Here is a 15,528-nt window from a genome sequence, read left to right on the forward strand (position 1 = left end):
CAGCCCTCCCCGGGTTTCCAGGTGCCCCAGGTTTCCCCCGCCCGCCAAGCCCCTCAGGCTTCTCCGGCTTCCTCAGCCCGCCAAGCCCCACAGGCTCCCCAGGCTTCTTCGGCCCCCCAGGCCCCCCCCCCCCCCCCCCCCCCCCCCCCCCCCCCCGCCCCCCCCCCCCCCCCCGCCACCCGCCGCGCCCCCACCGGCGCCCACTCCCGGCGCGGGCCCCCGGCCCCCGGTCGCCGCTCCCGTCGCCCTTCCCCATTACCGCCGGGCCTCGCGGTCCCGGCCCCAGGGCGGCACTTCCGTGGTGACGATGACGCTGGTGATCATCGCGCCCGCCGTTCTGGCGACCGCGATCCTCCGTCCGCGCTCGCGCTGATTTCGCCTCCCTCCCCGCTTTCCCCTATTCCTCTATTCCCCTGAAGGATCTCCATGTCCGAATGGCTCGTTCTCGCGCTCGCGATGGCCGCCGCGTGTGCGGTCGTCCTGGCGATCGTCGTCATCAACAACCGTCGGGTTCCCGAGGACGACGACCCCAGCGAAACCCCCGACGTCCTGGAATACATGACGATGATGATCGGCGTGATCTACGCGATCGTCCTCGGTCTCGCCATCGCCGGCGTCTGGGAGGGCCGCGGCGCCGCCCAGGAATCCGTACGGCAGGAAGCGCAGGCGATGCACGAGATCTCGGCGCGTGCCGCGGTGTACCCGGCCGAGGTCCGCGACCGGATCCGCTCCGACGTCGACGCGTACGTCTCCTACGTCGTCCACCACGAGTGGACCCACATGACCGAGGACGGCGAGCTGAGCGACGAGGGCACCACGCTCCTGGAGACCGTGCGGCGCAGCGTCACCGACTACCACCCGGCCAACGACTTCGAGGGGCAGGCGTACCAGCCGCTGGTGGACCAGGTCTCGGTGGCCGACGACGCCCGCAACGCCCGGGGGCAGAACGCGGGCGAGACCATGCCGGGAGTGGTCTGGTTCGGCCTGATCATCGGCGCCCTGGTGACCGTCGGACTGATCTTCACCCTACAGATCCGCAGGACCGGACGGGAGTTGCTGCTCGCCGGGCTCTTCAGCGTGCTGATCGCGTTCCTGCTGTTCCTGATCTGGGACTTCGACGCACCGTTCGGCCGGGGAGTCTCGGCCACCTCCTCGCCGTTCACCGATCTGTTCCCGCAGATCACCAAGTGACCCACTCGCCGCCGAGCGGGCCGGGCGACCACCGCCGTTGCCCCATTCGCCCCGCTGGGATCGCGACCGGGGCGGGACGCTCCTAGCGTTTCCGGCAACGGGGTGCAGGCACGCTCTCTCGCGGAAACCCCCTTTCCGCGGCTGCCCCTCGGGACCCGGAGGACTCACCATGCACGCGATACGTGCCGCGTCCACTGCCCTGTGGGGAGCGGCCATCCTCGCCCTGGCCGCTCCCGTCGCCCTCGCCGACGGTGCTCCCGCACCGGTCCCGCGGGCACCGGGGGCCCAGGTCAGGGGCGATTTCCTCGTGTCGCCCGGAGTGGTCGACCCCGGGGGCCGGGTGACGCTCAGCGCGCCCGGCTGCGCCAGTACGGCCACGGCGACGTCCGGCATCTTCGACACGGTCACCCTCGCGCCGGGCTCGGCGGCGACCGCCACCGTGGACCGGGACGCCCGCCCCGGCGCCGTGTACACGGTGGCGTTCAACTGCACGGGCGGCATCCAGGGCACGGTGGACCTGACCATCACCGGCACCTCCACCACCACGCCGACGATCAGCTCCACCATCCTCGCGCCCCCGCGCGGGGTGCGGGGCGGTCTGGGCGGCTCGGTGGGCGAGGGCGTCGACCGGGCCGGACTCGCGACGGGCGGGACCCTGGTCCTGGCCGCCATGGGCGGGGCGCTCGCCCTGCGGCGCCGTTCCGCTCGGACCCGCCGCCACTGAGGACGCCGTGCGCGCGTCCGGGACGACGGGCCGGATCCGCCGGAAGCCCGCCGTCCCCGGCTCCCTTGACGGGGACGCGGGGACGGCGGGCGCGGCGGGCCGACCGGGAGGCTCCGAGCCGTCAGACACCCGCGCCGACCACCCGGCGACGTCGGGCGACGAAGAGGCTGCCGCCGAGCGCGGCGGCGGCGACCAGGCTGCCGCCGACGGCCATCTCGGCGGAGCTGGGGGCGAGCGAGCCGCCCAGACCGCCCTGGGTGCCGCGCCCCGGCAGGACCCGGAAGGAGTGCGTGACCACGGAGGAGTTGTCGCTGCACCGGACGGCGAGGTTGTAGCTGCCCGGGGTGGCGTGGTCGTGGACACGGGCGATGGCGCTGGAGAGGCCGTTGGAGTTGACCGAGAGGTTGGACTCGGGGAAGGCGTTGGACCTGACCGTGCCGCCGTGACCGCAGCCCTTGGCGGTGATGGTGATCGTCGAGCCCGCGTGGACGTCGAAGGGGTTGACGGTGACGTCGCTCGGCCCGTTGTTGGCGGCGGCGAGGGGCGACGCGAGCCCGACCGCCGCGATCGCGGTGGCGGTCACCGCCAGAGTGCGTGCAGCACGCATGGTTGAACCTCCCGTGGAAGACGCCCCGAAGCGGTGCTCCGGAAGTTCGGCGAGTACGCCCTCCATGACGAACCCTCACAAGCCGGGGCAAGCCGTGCATGTCGGCGCTGGTCCACCCCGGTGAGGCGCCACGCCCGGCGCCGCCCCGCCGAAAGCGAGGGAAGTGCAGGTCAGAGCCGATCTTGCCGCTGATCCGACGATTACTCGGATGGGCCAGCGTCCCGTCACCCTCCCGTAGACCGGTCCCGGCCTCGCACCGGACGGCCGGACCAGGCCGCACCCACCCGTCCGATGGCGGCGCCCACCCGTTCGGACCGCCCGGAATGACGGGCCGTCAGGTCGCCCGTACCGTTCTGACCGACGCCATGAAGGGAGAACCATGCCCGCGAAGGACTTCCGCGTCGTCGAGCGCAGAAGACGCCGGCCCTGGGGCGTCCTGGCCCTGGCCATGCTGTCCGGGCTCGCGATGATGCGCAACGGGGTGGGCCTCGCGGACGGCCCCCCGCAACCCGCCGCCGCCGCGCGTCCGGCGGCCCGGCCCGTCGTCCAGCCCTCGGCCGCCGTGAGCGACGGTCTGGAGCCGCTGACCTTCGCCCCCGCCTCCCGGATCAGGATCCCGGCGATCCGGGTGGCCGCGCCGATCATGGACGTGGGTCTCGACCCGGACGGCTGGGTGGCCGCCCCACCGCCCGAGGACACCAATCTCGCGGGCTGGTACCAGAACGGCGTCGCGCCCGGCCAGCGCGGCACCTCGGTGGTCGTCGGCCATGTCGACAACGCCCGGGGACCGGCGGTCTTCTACGCCCTGGGCTCCGTGGAGAAGGGCCAGCACGTCGAGGTCGAGCGGTACGACGGCCGGGTGGCGGTCTTCGAGGTCTACGGCGTCGAGGTGTACACGAAGAACGACTTCCCGGGCCTCCAGGTCTACGCGGACACCGGCGAGCCCGAGCTGCGGGTCATCACCTGCGGCGGCGGCTACACCCGCGCGGGGGGCTACGACGGCAACGTGGTCGTGTACGCCCGCATGATCGCCTCCCGCTAGGCCGTCCCGGAAGAGACGGCCTGGCCACCGCCCGGGGCCTCGGCGGGAGGGCCCCGGCGCTCGTGCGGGCCGGGGCCTTCTCCGTACCGGCGGATCAGCGCGGGGGGATGGTGACGCGGTACCCGGCGTCGAGGAGCGCGGGCAGATAGCGGCGGAGCGCGGCCACGCTCCCCGAGCGGTCGCCGCCCGCGTCGTGGTTGAGGACGACGGCGCCGGGGGCGACCCCGTCGAGGGCGCGGCGGACGATGGCGTCGGCGCCGGGCTCGGTCCAGTCCAGGGTGTCGACGGTCCAGGCCAGCGGCTCCATGCCGAGTTCGGCGCCGATCTCGAAGGAGTACCGGTTCCAGGCCCCGTAGGGGGCGCGGTACCAGAGCGGGGCCGCGCCGAGGGCGCGTTCGACGACCTCGCTGGTGGAGCCGAGTTCGTCGCGGATGCGGGAGGGGCGCAGCTTGGGGACGAGGGGGTGGGACCAGGTGTGGTTGCCGACGACGTGTCCTTCCCCGGCCATCCGCCGCAGCAGGTCCTGGTTGTCGACGGCCATCTCGCCGCAGACGAAGAACATGGCCCGGCAGTCGTGGCGGCGCAGGGTCTCCAGGATGTCCGGGGTGTAGCGCGGGTCGGGTCCGTCGTCGAAGGTGAGCACCACGGAGCGGCCGACCCCGGAGAAACCGAGGAAGGGCCGCTGCCGTACGGGCGGGATCGCGCGCCGGTAGGCGGGAGGCGCGTACGCGGTCATCGGCTGGAGCCGGTAGGCGCTGGAGCGCAGCCGCGGGGCCTGTGCCTGCGGTCCCCCGGCGGGGGCGGCGGGCGGGTCGGCGGGGGCGGCGGGCGGGTCGGCGGGGGTGAGCAGGTCCGTCGCGAGGAAGCCCGCGGTGGCGGTGGCCCCGAGGGCGGCGGCGAGGCGGAGCACCGCCCGACGCCCCTGAGGCATCTGATCGTTTTTCATGACCAATGGTTCGTACGGCTGGGAGGTCGCACAGCTCCCCCACACCGGCCACCTGTCCGAAAACACTCGATGAGCCGATAGCCTCACCGGGTGACCGAACAGCAGCACGGCCGGTTCGAGCGCGGTACCGACGGCCCGAAAGTGATCATGGCGGGGGTCGACGGATCCCCCTCCTCCCTGCGCGCGGCGGCGTACGCGGCGGGGCTCGCCCGGCGGCAGAACGCGCTCCTCGCGCTCGTGTACGTCCAGCCGCTGGTCCCGGCGGGCGCCGCGATGGGGGCGCCCGTGGCGGGGACGACCGAGGAGATCGCGGAGGATCTCGTCGCGGAGATCCGCTCCTCGGCGGAGCGGGTGAAGGACCTGTGGCGGATGCGCTGGGAGTTCCACTCCTTCCGGGGCGACGCCTACGCGGGTCTCGTCCGGGCGGCCGAGGAGCTGACGGCGGACGCGGTGGTGGTGGGCGCCTCGGAGTCGGCGGGGCATCGCTTCATGGGCTCGGTGGCGCTCCGGCTGGTGAAGGCGGGGCGCTGGCCGGTCACGGTCGTGCCGTAACCCCGGTCACGGTCGCGCCGTGAAGCCGGGTCGCCGTCGTGCCGTAACCCCGGTCGCCGTCGTGCCGTAAGCCCGATCTCGGTCGCGCCGCGAAGGCAGTCGCGCCGTGACGCCGGTCGTCGCCGTGCGGTGACAGGCGGAGGCGGCCCTGGTTCGTGGCGCGCGGCGGGCTACTTCCCCCTCACGAGACCGTCCTCGTCGGCGCCCCTGCCGAGGACCACCCGGCTGATCGTCTCGCGGGGTTCGGCATGGTCGGCGGAGCCGTCGTCGGCGCTCAGATCGACCACCCGGCCCCGCGCGGTGTCGAACCACTGGGGGAGGAACTCGGCCTTGGTGACCTCCCAGCGTCCGCCGGGCACGCGGGGCGGGGCGAAGGTGAAGCGGCCGATGCTGCTCTGGTTTCCGCGCGGGTCGAAGGCGCCCTCGTCGTTGATCATGTCCCCGGCGATCTGGTCGCCCATGCCGTAGACGATCCAGGTCCCGTTGACCTTCTCGTAAGCCTGCGGAACGTGGGCATGCGTACCGAGCAGGATGTCCACGTCGGGGCGGCCGCCGGTCTCCGAGGCGGTGAGTTCACGGCCGAGGGAGAGCTGTTCCTCGTCGGGTTCGGTCTGCCACTCGGTGCCCCAGTGGAGGCTGACCACGACGACGTCGGCACCGGCGGCGCGGGCGGCGCGGGCGTCCTCGACGATCCGCGGCCCGTCGAGCAGCCGGACCGCCCAGGGCCGCCCCTCGGGCAGCGGGTGGCCGTTGGTGTCGTAGGTGTACGACAGATGGGCCACCGTGGCGCCGCCCGCCTTGAGCAGGGTGGGCTTCGCCGCCTCGGCCTCGGTGCGGGCCGTCCCGGCGTGCCGGACCCCGGCCCGGTCGAGCGCGTCCAGGGTGCGGCCGAGGCCCTCGGCCCCGTCGTCGAGGCTGTGGTTGGAGGCGGTGGAGCAGGAGTCGTACCCGGTGGCCTTGAGCGCGGCGGCGACCTCGGGCGGCGATTTGAAGGCGGGGTAGCCGGTGTAGGGGCCGCCGTCCTTCCCGTACACGGTCTCCATATGGCAGATGGCCAGGTCGGCGCCGGAGATCACGGGACGGACCCCGGCGAACATGGGGGCGAAGTCGTAGCCGTCGCCCTCGGAGTCCGCCTCGGCCCGGCGGATGACGGAGTCGTGCGGGAGGACGTCGCCGGAGGCGACGAGGGTGAAGCCCGGGGGCGCCGAGGCTCCGCCGGGGGCCGCAGAGGGGCCTCCCGAGCGTGCGGCGCCGGGGCGGGTGGCCGGGGTGCCGGGCGTGGGGGCGTTCGCCGGGTCGCCCCCCTCGGTGCAGGCGGTCGCCGCGAGCAGGACGGCGGCGAGCGCCGCCACCCCCGCCGGTCTGGTGCGTGAGGTCATGTGCGGCACTCCGCCCGAATTCAGAGGATGAACATGTGTTCATACGACTTGATCTCTCGGGCCTGTCCCGGTCAAGAACCAAGGCCGCATCACGCCTCAAACCGGGCCAAAAGAGGTGAAGGTTTCTGTCGTTCGCCGTAACCCGCCGCACAGGTGTCCGTCGACCGCTCGCCGTACCACTCGCCGCTCGGTGCGACCGTTCGTCGCAGACCGGCGTCCTCGCCCTGTCGTTCGTCCGCCGGATGCGTTCGGATACGCCCCGGACGACGAGCACGGGAAAGGCGGCAGGCACGATGACGACGGCGACCACCGACGAGCGGACCCTTCAGGAGCTCCAGCGGGACCACGGCCCCGCCCTGCTCTCCTTCCTCCTCGGGCTCACCTACGGGGACCGCCAGCGGGCCGAGGACCTCGTCCAGGAGACCCTGGTACGGGCCTGGCTCCACCCCGAGGCCTTCACCGGCCCCTACGACTCGATGCGCCCCTGGCTCTTCACCGTGGCCCGCCGCCTCGCCATCGACGCCCGGCGCTCGCGCCTCGCCCGGCCCGCCGAGACCGGCGACGGCGTCCTCGCCCTGACCCCCGACCCCGCCGACGCGACCGCCACCGCCGAAGCCGCGCTCGACGTCCGGGCGGCCGTCCGGGGGCTGAGCCCCGAGCACCGCGCGGTCCTCGTCCGGCTCTACTTCCACGGCCTCACCGTCAACGAGGCGGCCGTCGAACTCGGCATACCCGCCGGGACGGTGAAGTCCCGCTCCCACTACGCGCTCCGCCAGCTGGGCCGGTCGCTGCCCGGCTACCGCCCGCACCGCCAGGCCGTTGCCCGGCCGCGCGCCGGGGCCCCACAATGACCGCGTGACCCTGACGATCGCCACCGCCGAGCGGATCCTCGCCGACAACTTCGCCCCCTGGGTGCTCGACCTCGGGCTCTCGGTCGCCGCCGTCGACGAGGCGGAGGCCGTCCTGCGGCTCCCCTGGTCCGGCCGGCTCGCCCGGGAGGGCGGGGGCCTGTCCGGACAGGCCCTGATGGCCGCCGCCGACACCGCCACGGTGATCGCGGTCGCCGCCGCCCGGGGCGGCTTCGTCCCGATGACCACCGTCCAGCAGTCCATCAGCTTCCAGCGGGCGGTCGTCGACGCCGACGTCCTGGTCCGCGCCCGGCTCACCAAGACCGGGAAGCGGATGGCCTTCGCCGACATCACCATGACGGCCGAGGGCAGCCAGGAGACGGCAGCCCACGCCACCGCCGTGTACGCGCTCCTCGGCTGAACCGCGCCTCGCACCGCCCGCCCACGCCGCCTGGACACACCGCACGCGCCGCCCGGACACACCGCCCGGACACGCCGCCGACGGGGCTGCGACGATCCGCCGCGCCTTGCCTGGAGGGTGGCTCCCGCAAGTGGTCGGGAGCGCCCCGCCACACCCCGTAGCCCTCCCCCGGCCCCCGTCCCCCGCGCGCCGCTCAAGGCCCCCGGACCCCGCCAACCCCACCGGCACCGATCCGGCCGGGAAACGTATCCGAAACCACACGGGCGAGTTGAGCAAAGCGCGACACACGGGCGCCGTCCCCGGAGGAAGCTCTCCCCGGGTGCCCACAACGTCCGGGTCCCCGATCCGCGGGAGAAGGTGGGAACGTTGCTGCCCGAGAGCACGAACGGCACCGGCGGCACGAACGGCGGCGGGCTCGCCGTACCGATGGCCTGGCTGTGCGCCGAGTACCTGGCCGACGAGGTCCTGAGGGCCGCCGCGCTCGTGGCACCCGGCTCCCTGGAGTACCGGGCCGGCCGCCAGGCGCTCGCGCTGACCGTCCTCCTCGCGGAGGAACCGGACGGTCCCGTCGGCCGCCGCTTCCCCGACCGGGCCGACGAGTGGCTGCTGCACACGGCCTACGACCGGGCCTGGCCGCCCTGGGTCGAGGAGCGGCTCGCGGCCCGTGGCGAGAGCCCCGATCTGGCCCTCGCCGAGAAGGCCTGGCGGCGGCTGCGGGAGACCTGGGTGCGCGCCGCCGACCTCGACGGCAGGACCGAACCCGACTCCCCGGTCGACGAGGACGAGCAGATCTGGCTGCCCGCCTGGAAACTGGGACTGCCCCTCGCCCATCTCTCCCTGCATCTGCGCTGAGCCCGGTCGGGAGCGGAGCGGAGCGGCCTACGGGAGGAGGTCAGTGGGGAGAACTGTGCACTCCAGGGCGGTACTTGGGGATCCGCACCGTCACCTTCATGCCCGCCCCGACACCCGTCTCGATGACGAGTCCGTGCTCCACCCCGTACACCTGGCGCAGCCGCTCGTCCACGTTGGAGAGGCCGATGCCGGAGCCCGCCTGGTGCTCGCCGCGCAGTACCGCGCGCAGCAGCTCCGGGTCCATGCCGATGCCGTCGTCCTCGACGGTCACCACGGCCTCCGCACCCGCGTCCCGCGCGGCGATGACGACCCGGCAGCCCCGCTCGCGGTCCTGGAGGCCGTGCTTCACCGCGTTCTCCACCAGGGGCTGGAGACAGAGGAAGGGCAGCGTCACCGGCAGCACCTCGGGGGCGATCTGGAGCGTCACCTTGAGCCGGTCGCCGAACCGCGCCCCGGCAAGGGCCAAGTACTGCTCTATCGACCTCAGTTCGTCCGCGAGTTGGGCGAATTCACCGTGCCTCCGGAAGGAGTACCGGGTGAAGTCGGCGAATTCCAGGAGGAGTTCCCTGGCCCGCTCGGGATCCGTACGGACGAAGGAGGCGATGGCGGCGAGGGAGTTGAAGATGAAGTGCGGGGATATCTGCGCCCTCAGCGCCCGGATCTCCGCCTCCACGATCCGGGTCCGCGAGCGGTCCAGCTCGGCGAGTTCCAGCTGTACGGAGGCCCAGCGGGCCACTTCCGTCGCGGCCCGCGCCAGCACGGCCGACTCCCGGGAGCCATAGGCGACGAGCGCCCCGAGCACCCCGTCCTCCCCCGTCAGCGGGGCGACCACCGCCCAGCGCAGCGGGCACGCCGGGTCGGCGCAACCGGTGTGCGCCGAGCGGCCGCGGCCCGATTCGAGGGTCCCGGCCACCTGTTCGGGGACGTGCGCGCGGTGGTGGTCCTCGCCCGGCCCGTCCCAGGCCAGGACCGCGCCCCGGTCGGTGAGGCAGAGCGCCTCGGTGCCCAGGAGCGAGCGGAGGGTGCCCGCCGCCTTGCCCGCGGTCTCCTCGGTGAGCCCGGCGCGCAGCGGCGGCGCGGCGAGCGAGGCGGTGTGCAGGGTGTGGAAGGTGGCCCGTTCGACGGGTGTGCCGAGACCCGGGTCGGCGGCTCGCCCACCGCGCCGGGCGGCGAGCCCGCCGAGGACGAAACCGGCTGCCAGCAGGACCGCTCCGGCGGCAGCGGCGGCGGCGAGGGCGATGCCGCTCATCGGCGTGCCTCCTGGGCGGGGACGGGCCCGGCACCCTCCCCCGGCGGGCCCTGCCGGGTGACCTCCTCCGGCAGATGGAGCCGGGCGAGGAGGGCCGGGGTGCCGGGCGGGACGCTGCGGGGCGTGGCGAGCGAGACGAGGACCATGGTGAGGAAGCCGAGCGGCACCGACCAGACGGCGGGCCAGGCCATCAGGGTGTGCGGCCACCCCTCGGGCGCGAGCCCGGCGCGGGTCGCCATCACCGCGGCGAGCGCCGATCCGCCGCCGAGGAGCAGTCCCGCCATGGCGCCCGGCGGGGTGAGCCGCCGCCACCAGATGCCGAGGACGAGCAGGGGGCAGAAGGAGGAGGCGGAGACGGCGAAGGCGAGGCCGACGGCGTCGGCGACCGGCACCTTGGAGGCGACCACGCCCGCCGCGAGCGGGACGGCGGTGGCGAGGAGGGTCGCGAGCCGGAAGTGCCGTACGCCCCGGGAGGGCAGCACGTCCTGGGTGAGGACTCCGGCGACGGACATGGTGAGCCCCGAGGCGGTGGAGAGGAAGGCGGCGAAGGCGCCGCCCGCGAGCAGCGCCCCGAGGAGGTCGCCGAGGAGCCCGCCGAGGACGCGGTCGGGCAGGACGAGCACGGCGGCGTCGGCTGAGCCGGTGAGGGCCAGTTCGGGGGCGTAGATCCGGCCGAGGGCACCGTAGAGCGGGGGCAGCAGGTAGAAGGCGCTGACCAGGCCGAGGACGACGAGGGTGGTGCGCCGGGCGGCGCGTCCGTGCGGGCTGGTGTAGAAGCGGACGGCGACGTGCGGCAGGCCCATGGTGCCGAGGAAGGTGGCGAGGATCAGCCCGTACGTGGCGTACAGCTGGTGTCCGTCGCGGCCGCCGGCCAGCGGCTGGGACCAGCCGAGCGGGTCGGGCGGGGTGTCGGCCCGGCCGGGCGCGGGACCGGCGCCGGTCACCCGCTCGGGGAGGGCGGCGCCCGGGGCGAAGGCGAGGGTCGTGCCGCCGAGGACATGATGGGTGCCGGGCCCCAGGGTGATCCGGGCGGCCTCGTACCGGGTGGCGTCGACGGTGCCGGTGACGGTGAGGGCCAGCGGGGCGTCGAGCCCGATCCGTACGGTGTCGGCGACCTTGACGACGGTGTGGCCGCGCAGCACGGCGGGGGCGTCGAAGCGGGCGCGGGGCGCGCCGTCCCCGTACCAGGCGGCCACCAGGAAGAGGGCGGGCACGAGCAGCGCGGTCAGTTTCAGCCAGTACTGGAAGGCCTGGACGAAGGTGATGCTCCGCATCCCCCCGGCGGCGACCGTACCGGTGACGACGAGCGCGACGAGGAGTCCGCCGACCCAGTCGGGGGCGCCGGTCAGGATCTCCAGGGTGAGTCCGGCGCCCTGGAGCTGCGGCAGCAGGTAGAGCCAGCCGATGCCGACGACGAAGAGGCTGGCGAGCCTGCGGGCCTGCGGCGATTCCAGGCGGGCTTCGGCGAAGTCGGAGAGGGTGTACGCGCCCGAGCGGCGCAGCGGGGCGGCGACGAGGACGAGGAGCACCAGGTATCCGGCGGTGTAGCCGACCGGGTACCAGAGCATGGCGGGGCCCTGGACGAGGACGAGGCCCGCGATGCCGAGGAAGGAGGCGGCGGAGAGGTACTCGCCGCTGATCGCGGCGGCGTTGAGGGCGGGCCGGACCGTGCGGGAGGCGACGTAGAAGTCGGAGGTGGTCCGGGAGATGCGCAGGCCGAGGGCGCCGATGAGGACGGTGGCGAGGACGACGACGGCGACGGCCGCGACGGCGTAGGTCTGGTTCACGGGGCGACCGCTCCCGGTGGGTTCACGGGTGCGGGGACCGTCCCTGACACGTCCGCGCAGGCCGTCGCGGTCGCCCCTCGCGCGTTCCCGAGGGCCGTCGCGGTCGTCCCGGGCGCGTTCCCGAGGGCCGTCGCGGTCGTCCCGGGCGCGTTCCCGAGGGCCGTCGCGGTCGCTTCGTGGCCGTTCACGACGGTCGTCTCATCGTTCGACGAGGCCCGTGAAGTCGCGCTCGTTGCGTTCGGCGCGGCGCACGTACCAGTGGGCGATGCACCAGACGACGGGGTGGACGCCGAAGCCGAGGGCGATCCAGACGAAGGCCTCGGGCGCGGGCAGGGCGAGGAGCAGCGGCAGCGAGCCGACGAGCAGGGCGAGCGCGCCGAGGGCGGTGAGCGCGGCGCGCAGCTGGCTGCGCATCAGGGAGCGGACGTAGGTGTGTCCGAGGGTGGTCTGCTCGTCGATCTCCGAGCGGGCCGGTGGGTGCACCGGTCTGCGCCGGGCGGTTCCCTGTGGGGTGCCGGGGCCGTGGGCGGAGGCGTAGGTGACCGTCTCGCGGCGGGGTCTGCGTGACGGGTGGTGCTCGGACATCGGGGTCCGCCTCCGGCATCTCGACGGCTGCCCGTACGGGGAGGGAGGGCCTCGGGCCCGGGATGCGTGGAGTCTACGCAGGTGGGGGCGGGGGCGGTAGGGGTGTGCCCGGGAGGTTCGCGACGGTGCCGGGCGGTCAGCCTCCGGCGCGGCGCATCAGGAGGTCCCGTAGGGGGCGGGCGTGGCGGCGGCTGACGGCGAGGTCGGTGCCGCCGATGCGGACGGAGGTGGCGCCGCCGTCGAGCCGCAGTTCGTCGATCCGGGCGAGGGCCACGAGGTGGCTGCGGTGGATGCGGACGAAGCCCCGGGCGGCCCATCGCTCCTCCAGGGTGGAGAGCGGGATGCGGACGAGGTGGCTGCCGTGGTCGGTGTGCAGCCGGGCGTAGTCGCCGTGGGCTTCGACGTACGCAATGTCGTCGACGGTGACGAAGCGGGTGACCCCGCCGAGTTCGACGGGTATCTGTTCGGGGGCGGCGGTCACCTGCGGGGCGGGGGCGGCGGTGGCGTGGACCAGGTCGTGGACGCGGCGGACGGCTTCGGCGAGGCGTTCGCGGCGGACGGGCTTGAGGACGTAGTCGACGGCCTTGAGGTCGAACGCCTGGAGTGCGAAGCCCTCGTGGGCGGTGACGAAGACGACGAGCGGCGGCCGGGCGAAGCCCGCGAGCAGCCGGGCCACGTCGAGTCCGGTGAGTCCGGGCATGTGGATGTCGAGGAAGACGACGTCGACGGCCCCGTCCCCGTCGGGCCCGGATTCCAGGGCGCGGCCGATCCTGCGCAGGGCGGCGGTGGCGTCGCCCGCGCCCTCGGCGGAGCGGACCCGGGGGTCGGCGCGCAGCAGGTAGAGCAGTTCCCCGAGAGCGGGTTCCTCGTCGTCGACGGCCAGTACGCGCAGCATGCGGCGGAGTGTAACGGGCGGGGGTCCGGTCTCCGCGGGCCTCTATTTGAGGAGCTTCGAGAGGCGTCGGTCGGCGAGGGGTTTCCCGCCGGTCTGGCAGGTGGGGCAGTACTGGGAACGGGGTACCTGTGACCAGGGGCGTTAGCTGGAAACCCCCTGTGAGCTGCCCAAACGAGATACCCCTAGATCACTGGAGATCACGGGGTATCCGGTAGATCAGTGACCTGCATGTGCCCCCCGACCGTGGTGGCACACTTGCCCAGATCGATCAGGGGCGGGGCAGTTCTGCCGTGGGGAGGATCAAACCTGTGAGCGTGCGTTCTGTGGCGCGGCGGACCGTGGAGATGGCGAAGAAGGTCTGGCACGGGTTCGGCATGGTCTGTGCCGGGCTGTTCGTTCTTGTGTTCCCAGCGCTGATCATCTTCGGGATCATCGATGGGATGAAGCGCGACGAACAGCAGGAGCGCGAGCGACAGGCCAGGCTTGCTTCGGTGCCGTCAGCGGCGCCCACCACGCGCACACCGATCGATTGGACCTATGAGGGTGCGGTCTGCGCAGACGGAACGCTGTCCTTCTCTATCGGCAAGCAGGGTGCGTGCAGCCACCACGGCGGAGTAGCTGGGAGGTGGACTGCCACAGATGGCACGCAGGTCATCTGCCGCAATTCCCCGCCCCGCACTCAAGAGCAGGTTGATCAGCAGATGTCGAGGTTCGGCCGGATCGTTTGCTGAGCCTCAGATGGGCTTCACAGAGTCGGGTGAGGTCAGCCATTCACGACCGCCGCCCTCTGGCCATACGAACGCGGTAGCACGCTGACGCCGTGCAGCGGGCGGGTACTCCGAGGGGTCCTCGTAGTCGCGGATCAGGTCGCGGAGGATGCCGACTCGACCCGTTTCGTCGTGGACGCGCCTGCCGATGTCCTCAGCGGTGACCATCAGTGCCCCTCGGGGTGACGCCGCAGGAAGACATTGCAATCGGTCACGGTGGTCATGTCACCGCCTGCTCTAGCGCGGTCCCTCACGCTGGCGAGTTCAACGCATCCCGCGCAGTCCTCGACAGGGAGAGGGTCGGGGATGAGGTGCAGGGGAAGTTCTACGGGCGGGGTGCTGTACCGGGTCGGCTCGGTCATGACGCTCATGCTCGGGTGACCGGTGGGAACGCCACGGCCGATATTCGCGAATATTCTCGCGGGGGTCGCTGGTATCCCTAGACATGCGCATGGCGTGACGGACACCCTTGTGCCGGGGCATCGGTTCCGAGTGAGAGGCGGCTCGTATGGCGCGTCAGTTGAGGTTCAACGGGACGGGTAGCGGGGGCACGGGGTGTCCGTCCGTTCATGAGGACACAGTCAGTGGAGAGGTCATCGTTCACGGACCGCCGCTGACGGACCCCGACGACATCGGGCAACTACAACATCTTTCTGATGGGGAAGTCGCTGTAGTCGTGCCACGTGAGCTGCTCACGGACTGGGCCCCGAAGGATGCCACCCGTCAGGCCCGGATCATCGACCTGGACGAGTTCGAGAACCTGTTTCGGGTCTTCAAGCACTCGGCTTGGCGACTGGAGACCCGCCGCCGATTCGCCAGCGACGAAGCCACTGACACGTACCGCCAGTTCATCGAGACGGGTACAGCCGACTGGGACGCGGAAGACCCGTACTGCGACCTCATCCGGTCCCAGACCTCACAGGGCAAGCGGGTCGAGAGGGTGCGGATCGTGGACAACCCGCCGACCACCGGGCAGCTCTACCTGCTCGACAACGCCAAGCGGAACAGCGGTCTCGGAGAGGACATCCGGAACCTGTGGCGTTCCGGCGCGGATCGTCTCCAACTCGGGCCCGAGGACGTCTGGTTGTTCGACAGTCGCTTCGCAGCCCTCCTCCGGTTCGATGAGGATGACAACCTTGTGGATGTGGAGCTGATCACCGAGCCGGCTGAGGTCGTCCGATACTCCGTCATCCGGGATGCGGCGTGGCACCACGCAGTGCCCTACGAGGAGTTCGCGGCCAAGCTGAACGACAGCAAGTAACCGCACAGAGGGAACAGACGGGGTGTCCCCACTCCACAAAGAACAGGGCTCTGTACCCGTCCGTCGCGCACGGCCGGGGAAAGCAATGGGCGGTGTGCTACCGGGACCACGACGGCAGGCAGCGCAAAGAGCATTTCGACCGGAAGATCGACGCACAGAAGCGTGCGTCCGCGATACAGGCCGACATGGACCGGGGCCAGTACATCGACCCACAGGCCGGACGGGAGACGCTGGAATCTGTGGGAGTCCGTTGGCGGGAAGCGGCTCTGCATAAGAGGAGCTAACAGAAAGCTTCGTTGAACCCATGTCTCCTTCCTCGGTTGCTCGTTGAGCGGGTTATGGGGAAGGGGAAGGGGCCTCCGTGGGTGGTGTCGGATGATCTGTGGGGGCGGATCGAGCCGTTGCTGCCGGTCAGGCAGCGC

The 15,528-nt window shown here is 72.7% G+C and carries 17 protein-coding genes; 9 read left to right on the forward strand and 8 right to left on the reverse strand.

All coding sequences use genetic code 11. The features are described from left to right. The first annotated feature begins 426 nt into the window (after positions 1 to 426). Both BU197_RS01235 and BU197_RS01240 read left to right on the forward strand, forming a co-directional pair. Positions 427 to 1,191: a DUF4239 domain-containing protein gene (locus BU197_RS01235; RefSeq protein WP_188266268.1), complete on the forward strand. Its 765-nt coding sequence runs from the start codon at positions 427 to 429 to the stop codon at positions 1,189 to 1,191. 169 nt (positions 1,192 to 1,360) lie between these two features. Continuing rightward, positions 1,361 to 1,915: a hypothetical protein gene (locus BU197_RS01240; protein ID WP_188266269.1), complete on the forward strand. Its 555-nt coding sequence runs from the start codon at positions 1,361 to 1,363 to the stop codon at positions 1,913 to 1,915. Positions 1,916 to 2,036: 121 nt separating this feature from the next. Here the strand turns inward: BU197_RS01240 and BU197_RS01245 are convergent, their stop codons facing one another. Next, positions 2,037 to 2,522: a hypothetical protein gene (locus BU197_RS01245; RefSeq protein WP_188266270.1), complete on the reverse strand. Its 486-nt coding sequence runs from the start codon at positions 2,520 to 2,522 to the stop codon at positions 2,037 to 2,039. A 379-nt stretch (positions 2,523 to 2,901) separates the two neighbouring features. Here BU197_RS01245 and BU197_RS01250 point away from each other — a divergent pair, with 379 nt between their 5' ends. Beyond that, positions 2,902 to 3,564 carry a class F sortase gene (locus BU197_RS01250; RefSeq protein WP_188266271.1) on the forward strand — a complete coding sequence of 221 codons (663 nt, stop codon included), beginning with the start codon at positions 2,902 to 2,904 and terminating at the stop codon, positions 3,562 to 3,564. A gap of 94 nt (positions 3,565 to 3,658) precedes the next feature. Here BU197_RS01250 and BU197_RS01255 read toward each other — a convergent pair whose 3' ends face one another. Next, positions 3,659 to 4,495, reverse strand: coding sequence for a polysaccharide deacetylase family protein (locus tag BU197_RS01255; protein ID WP_188266272.1), 837 nt, complete (start codon positions 4,493 to 4,495; stop codon positions 3,659 to 3,661). A 105-nt stretch (positions 4,496 to 4,600) separates the two neighbouring features. Here BU197_RS01255 and BU197_RS01260 point away from each other — a divergent pair, with 105 nt between their 5' ends. Continuing rightward, on the forward strand, positions 4,601 to 5,062 hold the full coding sequence (locus BU197_RS01260) for a universal stress protein (RefSeq protein WP_188266273.1): 462 nt from the start codon (positions 4,601 to 4,603) through the stop codon (positions 5,060 to 5,062). Positions 5,063 to 5,232: 170 nt separating this feature from the next. On the opposite strand, the gene BU197_RS01265 is transcribed toward BU197_RS01260, so the two are convergent. Beyond that, a complete protein-coding gene (locus BU197_RS01265) occupies positions 5,233 to 6,441 on the reverse strand; it encodes a CapA family protein (RefSeq protein WP_188266274.1) in 1,209 nt (402 codons plus the stop codon). Between the two features lie 293 nt (positions 6,442 to 6,734). Between BU197_RS01265 and BU197_RS01270 the strand changes: the two genes are divergently transcribed. The 3 genes from BU197_RS01270 (at position 6,735) to BU197_RS01280 (ending at position 8,562) form a co-directional block, all read left to right on the forward strand. After that, positions 6,735 to 7,292: a sigma-70 family RNA polymerase sigma factor gene (locus tag BU197_RS01270; RefSeq protein WP_188266275.1), complete on the forward strand. Its 558-nt coding sequence runs from the start codon at positions 6,735 to 6,737 to the stop codon at positions 7,290 to 7,292. Positions 7,293 to 7,296: 4 nt separating this feature from the next. Then, the gene (locus BU197_RS01275) at positions 7,297 to 7,710 is read left to right on the forward strand and encodes a PaaI family thioesterase (protein WP_188266276.1); all 414 of its coding nucleotides are present in this window, start codon (positions 7,297 to 7,299) and stop codon (positions 7,708 to 7,710) included. Between the two features lie 366 nt (positions 7,711 to 8,076). Then, on the forward strand, positions 8,077 to 8,562 hold the full coding sequence (locus BU197_RS01280; protein WP_188266277.1) for a hypothetical protein: 486 nt from the start codon (positions 8,077 to 8,079) through the stop codon (positions 8,560 to 8,562). Positions 8,563 to 8,602: 40 nt separating this feature from the next. Here the strand turns inward: BU197_RS01280 and BU197_RS01285 are convergent, their stop codons facing one another. The 4 genes from BU197_RS01285 to BU197_RS01300 all read right to left on the reverse strand — a co-directional run bounded on the left by BU197_RS01285 (position 8,603) and on the right by BU197_RS01300 (position 13,078). After that, a complete protein-coding gene (locus BU197_RS01285; protein ID WP_188266278.1) occupies positions 8,603 to 9,811 on the reverse strand; it encodes a histidine kinase in 1,209 nt (402 codons plus the stop codon). Beyond that, the gene (locus tag BU197_RS01290; protein ID WP_188266279.1) at positions 9,808 to 11,598 is read right to left on the reverse strand and encodes a cation acetate symporter; all 1,791 of its coding nucleotides are present in this window, start codon (positions 11,596 to 11,598) and stop codon (positions 9,808 to 9,810) included. Before BU197_RS01290 ends, BU197_RS01285 begins: the two co-directional genes overlap by 4 nt. 198 nt (positions 11,599 to 11,796) lie before the next feature. Next, complete coding sequence (locus BU197_RS01295) at positions 11,797 to 12,183, reverse strand: hypothetical protein (RefSeq protein ID WP_188266280.1); 387 nt, start codon at positions 12,181 to 12,183, stop codon at positions 11,797 to 11,799. A gap of 136 nt (positions 12,184 to 12,319) precedes the next feature. Continuing rightward, positions 12,320 to 13,078 carry a LytR/AlgR family response regulator transcription factor gene (locus BU197_RS01300; RefSeq protein WP_188266281.1) on the reverse strand — a complete coding sequence of 253 codons (759 nt, stop codon included), beginning with the start codon at positions 13,076 to 13,078 and terminating at the stop codon, positions 12,320 to 12,322. A 308-nt stretch (positions 13,079 to 13,386) separates the two neighbouring features. On the opposite strand from BU197_RS01300, the gene BU197_RS01305 reads away from it, so the two are divergent. After that, a complete protein-coding gene (locus tag BU197_RS01305; RefSeq protein WP_188266282.1) occupies positions 13,387 to 13,809 on the forward strand; it encodes a DUF3761 domain-containing protein in 423 nt (140 codons plus the stop codon). A 203-nt stretch (positions 13,810 to 14,012) separates the two neighbouring features. Here the strand turns inward: BU197_RS01305 and BU197_RS30120 are convergent, their stop codons facing one another. Next, positions 14,013 to 14,207 (reverse strand): hypothetical protein, encoded by a 195-nt coding sequence (locus tag BU197_RS30120; protein ID WP_223182944.1) that lies wholly within the window; start codon positions 14,205 to 14,207, stop codon positions 14,013 to 14,015. Between the two features lie 146 nt (positions 14,208 to 14,353). On the opposite strand from BU197_RS30120, the gene BU197_RS01310 reads away from it, so the two are divergent. Continuing rightward, positions 14,354 to 15,106 (forward strand): DUF6879 family protein, encoded by a 753-nt coding sequence (locus tag BU197_RS01310; RefSeq protein ID WP_188266283.1) that lies wholly within the window; start codon positions 14,354 to 14,356, stop codon positions 15,104 to 15,106. Positions 15,107 to 15,528 lie beyond the last annotated feature (422 nt).

Source organism: Streptomyces sp. CBMA291, from assembly GCF_014596525.1.
Classification (GTDB): Bacteria; Actinomycetota; Actinomycetes; order Streptomycetales; family Streptomycetaceae; genus Streptomyces.